Below are 4244 nucleotides of genomic sequence, written 5' to 3' on the forward strand. Positions count from 1 at the left end.
GAACGGGTTTACCGCCGCGATTGAACGCCTGGGTCAATAACAGCTGATAACTCCCCAGATCCCGCCCTGCCCCGGCCTGTTCCAGCGTGGTCTGCGTGAAGTCGTGAAACTTCACTTTGACGAACGGCTTGCCCGGCCGGTAGCTGCTGTCGATTCGCGCCATCCGGGTTTTGAGGGTTTCCAACAACTCCGGCAGCTTGTCCAGGCAGCTGCGCAAATCCGGAAGGTCAACATCATAGGTATTTTCGACACTGATGGACTGCCGACGGCTATCGTTATGCACCTGGCGATCATCGATCCCACGCGCCAGGCTCCAGAGTCGCTCACCAAAGCTGCCGAATTCACGCACCAGCGCCAACTTGTCCCACTCGCGCAAGTGTGAGCAATCGATGATGCCGAGCTTGCCCAACCGCTCGGCGGTGACTTTGCCGACCCCATGCAGTTTGCTGACCGGTAATCCACTGACAAAGTCTTCGACCTGATCCGGCGTGATGACAAACAAACCATTGGGTTTCTTCCAGTCACTGGCGATCTTGGCAAGAAACTTGTTCGGCGCCACCCCTGCTGACACCGTGATGTGCAGCTGATTGGAAACGCGACGACGGATATCCTGGGCGATTCGCGTGGCACTCCCGCCGAAATGAGCACTGTCCGATACGTCGAGGTAAGCCTCATCCAGAGAAAGCGGCTCGATGATCTCGGTGTAATCGCGGAAAATCGTATGAATTTCCTTCGATGCTTCTCTATAGGCGTCCATACGCGGCTTGACGATGGTCAGGTCCGGACACAGCTTCAATGCATGCCCGGAAGACATGGCCGAGCGCACACCGTAGGCCCGCGCCTCGTAATTGCAGGTGGCGATCACGCCACGCCGATCCGCCGAGCCTCCCACCGCCAGCGGCTTGCCGGCCAGGCGCGGGTCATCACGCATCTCGATGGCGGCGTAGAAACAGTCACAATCGACGTGGATGATTTTTCGCTGGGTCATATCAACGCGGTGTTCATGATGAAGAATGGGAGACACACGGAGTAGGACAGGCAGTATCTCATCGACACCTGTATATAGCACCAGTAGTACTGAATGTTCTCACGCAGCTGTAGGAAAAACCTTTGGTGAATTTATTTTCTCAATCAAAACGCCTCGACCAATAGAGCCGGAACCCTTGCCAGGCTTGGGCTGCAGCCCGATCCAGAGTCTCCTTTAATACCTAAGCAGTTGAAGCAAAACGGATTTTATCGATCCTACGGGTTGACACCCCGGCCATTCTCTATAGAATGCGCCACACAGACGCGGGATGGAGCAGTCTGGTAGCTCGTCGGGCTCATAACCCGAAGGTCGTCGGTTCAAATCCGGCTCCCGCAACCAAACATCAAAAAAGGCTGCTCGAAAGAGTGGCCTTTTTTGTGCGCGCCTGTTTTTTATTCGGCAGAGCTTCTATTGATGCTCAAGGCATTCAAATGGGAAATCGTTGCGATTCTGCAACTTAAGCCGCACCTGCGACCGTTTGCCGCTCTTCTACGTTTATTTGACCCTTCCCGGGATTAACGGTTGACACCTCGCCGATACTCTATAGAATGCCGCCACACAGACGCGGGATGGAGCAGTCTGGTAGCTCGTCGGGCTCATAACCCGAAGGTCGTCGGTTCAAATCCGGCTCCCGCAACCAAACATCAAAAAAGGCTACTCGAAAGAGTGGCCTTTTTTGTATCTGTTGAAAAAGTCCTTTCGCAACAATGATCTGTCACTGTGTCGCCAGCCATTGGGGATCACCCATGCGCCGAGTCCGGACTATGCTCTATCGCAGACTGAACCCTCTACGAGTGAAATCGCGCTCGCACCATCGCCCGGTGCGAGGCGTTAATATTTGTAATTATTTTTTTCTACAGGGATTGGTAACTTGGCTGGATACCTCCATCCTGTCGCGCACAATCCAAGAGGTGATTGATGCGCGCCAACTCGTCTGATTCACAAGACACCGTCACAGCGACACAACCGATCAAAGCCGAGCGACTGCGCTTGCTTGATCGCGTCAGTAAATACCGTCAGCCCATAGGTCTTGCGGTCACGCTGCTGTTGTTCGCGATCGCGCTGATTGCCTGTCGTCACCTGCTGAGCGAACTTGACCTGGACGCTCTGCACGACTCGATTCTCGAGGTTCCAAAACCGGCATTGCTCGGTGCACTGGGCGCGACCGTGGCAGGCTTCATCCTATTGCTGGGCTATGAATGGTCAGCCAGTCGCTATGCCGGTGTGAGCCTGCCCGCGCGCACCGTGGCCCTGGGCGGTTTCAGCGCTTTCGCCATTGGCAATGCCATCGGCCTGTCGATGCTGTCGGGTGGCTCGGTTCGCTACCGTTTATATGCGCGTCATGGCCTGGGGGCTTCTGAGGTTGCGCACATGACGCTGTTTGCCAGCCTGTCGCTCGGTTGCGCCCTGCCGCCACTGGCGGCACTGGCGACACTCAGCAATCTGCCCGCGGCCTCTGCGGCCCTGGGGCTCTCAGAGATCTTGCTCGGTGCCATCGCTGCCGGCGTACTGCTGTTGTTCAGCGTGCTGGCCGTCGGACTGTACCGTCGCCGCCTGCCGGAACAACCCTACGCCGATAACCTGCTGGTCAAGATTGGTCGTCGCACCTTGCGCCTGCCCGGGCGCCGCCTGACGTTCCTGCAACTGCTCATCACCGCTCTGGACGTGGCCGCCGCCGCGACCGTGCTGTATCTCCTGCTGCCCGAAGCTCCGCCCTTCGGCGCATTCCTGCTGGTGTACCTCCTGGCGCTGGCGGCGGGCGTGCTCAGTCATGTGCCCGGCGGCGTCGGGGTGTTCGAGGCGATCTTGCTCGCGGCCTTTTCCGACAAGCTCGGCGCCGCGCCACTGGCCGCCGCCCTGCTGCTTTATCGCTTGATCTACGTGGTGCTGCCGATGCTGGTGGCTTGCCTGCTGCTGTTGATCAACGAAGGGCAGCGCCTGTTCCAGACCCGTCAGACGCTGCGTGCCGCGTCTGGCCTGGCAGCGCCGATTCTCGCGGTGCTGGTGTTTCTTTCCGGGGTAGTGCTGTTGTTTTCCGGAGCAACGCCGGAAATCGACACCCGCCTGGAACACATCGGCTTTCTGATTCCGCATCGACTGGTCGACGCCTCGCACTTGGGCGCCAGCCTGATCGGCGTGTTGTGCCTGCTGCTCGCCCAGGGTTTGCGTCGGCGACTGTCGGCAGCGTGGATGCTCACCACCATTCTGCTGCTGGTCGGCGCCCTGCTCTCTCTACTCAAGGGTTTCGACTGGGAAGAAGCCAGCCTGATGGTCTTGACCGCGAGCCTGCTCGGGGTTTTCCGCCGCTCGTTCTACCGTCCGAGCCGTCTGACCGAACTGCCGTTTTCGCCGTTGTACCTGGTGGCCAGCCTGTGCGTACTCGGTGCTTCGATGTGGCTGCTGCTGTTCGCCTATCAGGACGTTCCCTACAGCCATCAGCTGTGGTGGCAGTTCACCCTGGACGCCGATGCTCCCCGTGGCTTGCGCTCGCTGCTCGGCGCCGCGGTGCTGCTGGTGGTGGTATCCCTGACCTGGCTGCTGCGCACGGCCCGCCCGGTGATTCATCTGCCGACGCCCGATGAACTGGAGCGCGCCAGCAAGATCCTCATGGCCTCGGCGCAACCGGACGGCGGCCTGGCCCTCACCGGCGACAAGGCGCTGCTGTTCCACCCCAACGACGAGGCGTTCCTGATGTATGCCCGTCGTGGCCGCAGCCTTGTGGCGTTGTATGACCCGATTGGCCCTGCCCAGCAACGAGCGGAAATGATCTGGCAGTTCCGTGACCTGTGTGACATCCACCACGCCCGTCCGGTGTTCTATCAAGTGCGCGCGGAGAACCTGCCGTACTACATGGACATCGGCCTGACCGCGATCAAGCTCGGTGAAGAAGCCCGGGTCGATCTCAAGCGTTTTGATCTCGAAGCCAAGGGCAAGGAGATGAAGGACCTGCGCTACACCTGGAACCGTGGCACCCGCGATGGCTTGTCGCTGGAAATCCACGAACCGGGCCAGGCGCCGATGGATGAGCTCAAGGTGATTTCCGATGCCTGGCTGACTGGCAAGAACGTGCGTGAGAAAGGCTTCTCCCTGGGGCGGTTCAGTGATGACTACCTCAAGCATTTCCATATAGCGGTGATCCGTTTCGAGGGGCGCCCGGTGGCATTCGCCAACCTGCTCGAGACCTACAGCCATGACCTGGCCAGCCTCGACCTGATGC

2 protein-coding genes and 2 tRNA genes are annotated in these 4244 nt (G+C 59.2%); 3 read left to right on the forward strand and 1 reads right to left on the reverse strand.

All coding sequences use genetic code 11. The features are described from left to right. A partial coding sequence (gene dinB, locus D8V06_RS26280) for a DNA polymerase IV (RefSeq protein ID WP_130932102.1) occupies positions 1-988 on the reverse strand: 988 nt, incomplete at its 3' end. 301 nt (positions 989-1289) lie between these two features. On the opposite strand from dinB, the gene D8V06_RS26285 reads away from it, so the two are divergent. The 3 genes from D8V06_RS26285 to mprF form a co-directional block, all read left to right on the forward strand. Beyond that, positions 1290-1366: transfer RNA gene (locus tag D8V06_RS26285), tRNA-Met, on the forward strand. Positions 1367-1590: 224 nt separating this feature from the next. Beyond that, positions 1591-1667: transfer RNA gene (locus tag D8V06_RS26290), tRNA-Met, on the forward strand. 278 nt (positions 1668-1945) lie between these two features. After that, positions 1946-4244 (forward strand): bifunctional lysylphosphatidylglycerol flippase/synthetase MprF (gene mprF / locus D8V06_RS26295; RefSeq protein WP_130932103.1); only part of this gene is annotated, 2299 nt, incomplete at its 3' end.

The sequence above is a fragment of the Pseudomonas sp. Sample_24 genome (genome assembly GCF_004307605.1).
Taxonomy (GTDB): Bacteria; Pseudomonadota; Gammaproteobacteria; order Pseudomonadales; family Pseudomonadaceae; genus Aquipseudomonas.